General features: G+C 71.8%; 3 protein-coding genes and 1 pseudogene. 2 read left to right on the top strand and 2 right to left on the bottom strand.

All coding sequences use genetic code 11. From position 1 onward, the window contains the following. Positions 1 to 64 precede the first annotated feature (64 nt). Together HW445_RS34465 and HW445_RS25605 are read left to right on the top strand one after the other, a co-directional pair. Positions 65 to 181: pseudogene (locus HW445_RS34465) on the top strand (N-acetylmuramoyl-L-alanine amidase); the annotation flags it as partial. Between the two features lie 303 nt (positions 182 to 484). Then, positions 485 to 838 carry a VOC family protein gene (locus HW445_RS25605; RefSeq protein WP_180223272.1) on the top strand — a complete coding sequence of 118 codons (354 nt, stop codon included), beginning with the start codon at positions 485 to 487 and terminating at the stop codon, positions 836 to 838. Positions 839 to 1,255: 417 nt separating this feature from the next. Here HW445_RS25605 and HW445_RS25600 read toward each other — a convergent pair whose 3' ends face one another. Further along, positions 1,256 to 2,416 (bottom strand): acyl-CoA dehydrogenase family protein, encoded by a 1,161-nt coding sequence (locus tag HW445_RS25600; RefSeq protein WP_180223271.1) that lies wholly within the window; start codon positions 2,414 to 2,416, stop codon positions 1,256 to 1,258. A 117-nt stretch (positions 2,417 to 2,533) separates the two neighbouring features. Next, a partial coding sequence (locus HW445_RS25595) for a 3-hydroxyacyl-CoA dehydrogenase family protein (RefSeq protein WP_257231285.1) occupies positions 2,534 to 2,728 on the bottom strand: 195 nt, incomplete at its 5' end.

Here is a 2,728-nt window from a genome sequence, read left to right as displayed (position 1 = left end):
ATGACCGTAGAAGTTGCCGCAACGGAAGGCGCAAGCCCGAAGCTGCGGACGGTGATCGCGCAGACCGCGCGACGACGAGGCCGGCACCGACGGCAACAGGCACTCCTACGGCTTCGCGAGCGAGAACCTCGGGGACGGCGAAGACCCCTGGTCCGAGGCCCAGCACCGCGGCGCGCGGAGACACGGACCTGCCGGGGGCGCCGGTGACGTACGAGGGTGTGCGGACGGTGGAGGCGGCGCTCGTCGAACAGGGCCCGCTGTCGGCGCGCCGGCTCGACGGTCACTACGGGTCCGACACAGGGCGGCGATGACTGCGTGACAGGAGTTCTGCGGTTACCGGGGCCGCAGGCCGGGTGAGCCGGCTGACGGGGTGCCCGCCGGGGTCAGCCTGACCTGCCTGGAAGGCCGGCCACCGAGGACTGCAGCGAGCTTCTGCGCGCTGCGGCATGCTGGAGTCTGGTCGACACACCGGAGGAGTCCCCGCATGCCCACCCACCATGCCATCGACTACATCGAACTCGGCGTTACGGACCTCGCCGCGACGAAGGCGTTCTACGCGGCCGCCTTCGGCTGGGCGTTCAACGACTACGGCCCCGAATACGCGGGCATCGCCGCCCCGGACAGCGAGGGCGAGGTGGGAGGGCTGAACGCCACTCGCGAGCCGGGGCGGAACGGACCTCTGGTCCTGCTGTTCTCGCAGGACCTCGACGCCACGGCGGACGCGATCACCGCGGCCGGAGGAGAGGTGGTCGAGGGTCCGTATCCATTCCCTGGCGGCCGCCGGCTCCATTTTCTGGATCCGAGCGGCAACGAGCTCGGGGTCTGGGCGTCGTCCTGAGAGCGGTCGGCAACGAGGCTGCGGCTGCGGACCCTCGTGGTGCGCCCCGCTGGGTGTTCTGCCCTTCGAGCCGGATGACCAGATCTCGTGGTTCGTCCGGGGTGGGTGGGCGCACGAGTGGTACAGCCGGGGCGCCCACGGCACCGCAGTCGGCGCGGCCACCAGCGTGTCCACGTGCGCTGCGGCCGGACCGCGGAGATCACCGTGCGTAGTCCTCCACCAGCTCGCCGACGAACGCAAGGAGGGCGTCGGCGCGGTGGCGGTCCCCGTTCAGGCTTCGCAGGGCCTCCTCGAGTTCGCCGAGCCGGGGACCAGACGTACTTCCTGCGCAGCGACGTCAACTTCCGGTGGATCACCGGGCCATGCGGACCGACGTCCCGCCGGGCCGCGTTGCCCGGCGGGACGTCGGACACGGGGTCACGCCATCGCGTTCACGCCCGTGAGCGCGCGCCCGATGATGAGCTTCTGCACCTGGCTGGTGCCCTCGTAGAGGGTGAGGACGCGCGCGTCGCGGAGGTACTTGCCGACCGGGTACTCGTCGATGAAGCCGTAACCGCCAAAGACCTGGAGGCAGTTGTTGCTGACTCGCACGGCCGTCTCGGCCGCGTGGTACTTGGCCGCCGAGGCGTCGGTCGCGTACTCCTTGGGCCCGGCTCCCGCGTCGGCCATCCGGGCGACCTGATGGGTGAGCAGGCGGGAGGCGTGGACGTCGACGGCGGCGTCGGCGAGCAGCTCCTGCACCAGCTGGAAGGAGGCGATCGGCTTGCCGAACTGTTCCCGCTCGGTGGAGTAGGCGACGGCGGCGTCGAGCGCGGCCTGCGCGACACCGACGGCTCCCGCGGCCACCGAGATCCGCCCGCGCGAGAGCGCGCCGAGCGCGATGCCGAGCCCCTTGCCGACCTCGCCGATGCGGGCGGAGTCGGGCACCCGGACCCCGTCGAGGGCCAGTTCGGCGGTCGCCTGACCGCGCAGGCCGAGCTTGCCGTGGATCTCCGTGGCGGTGAAACCGGGGGTGTCGGTCGGGACCAGGAAGGCGGTGACGGCGTTCTCGCCGGTGCGGGCGAAGAGGAGGGCGACCTTGGCCCAGGTGCCGTTGGTGATGAACATCTTGGTCCCGTCGATCACCCAGTCGTCGCCGTCGCGGGTGGCGCGGGTGGCCAGGGAGCCGGCGTCGGAGCCGGTGCCGGGCTCGGTGAGGGCGAAGCAGCCCAGCGCCTCGCCGCTGACCAGCCGCGGGACCCACTCCTTCTTCTGGGCCTCGGTGCCGTGCGAGACGATGGTCTTGGTGACCAGGCCGAGCGAGACCGAGACGATGCCCCGCACGGAGGAGTCGCCCCGCCCGAGTTCCTCGGTGACCAGGACGTAGGAGAGCATGTCGGCCTCCACGCCGCCGTACTCCTCAGGGACACCGAGGCCGAGGAAGCCCAGTTCGCCCAGGCGTTGGACGATGCGCGGGTCCACCCGCTCGTCGCGGTCCCAGTCGCGGGCGTGCGGAACGATCTCGGTGTCGACGAACTCCGCGGCCATGGCCCGGATGTCGCGCTGGGTCTCGGTCAGACCGAAGTCCCTTGAGAACACTGTGTCTTCTCCCGTGGGTGAGGTAAGGGCGGTGAGTGGCAGTGAGGCTGAGGGCCGGCAGGCGCGGCCTCTTGAGAGGGGGTGTCGTGAGGTGGGGGCCGCGGCGCGGCCGGAACGTCAGGGGGCGGCGTGCGGCGGTACGGCGCCGAGTTCGGTGAGCGGCAGCCCGAGTTGGGCCCGCTCGGTGACCCAGCGGGTCGGCCGGTAGCGGGGGTCTCCGGTGGCGGCGTGCAGGCGCTGCTGCAGGGTGAGGAGGCGCCGCACGCCGATCAGGTCGCCCCAGGCCAGCGGCCCTCGCGGGTAGCCCAGGCC

It is taken from the genome of Streptomyces sp. UH6, assembly GCF_013421635.1.
GTDB lineage: Bacteria > Actinomycetota > Actinomycetes > Streptomycetales > Streptomycetaceae > Streptomyces > Streptomyces abyssomicinicus.
Note: the sequence above shows the minus strand (reverse complement) of the source record. Positions and strands in the feature narration are given on the sequence as shown.

Coding starts and splice junctions, on each gene's coding strand:
- HW445_RS25605 (WP_180223272.1), top strand. CDS start 485: ATGCCCACCCACCATGCCATCGACTACATCGAACTCGGCGTTACGGAC.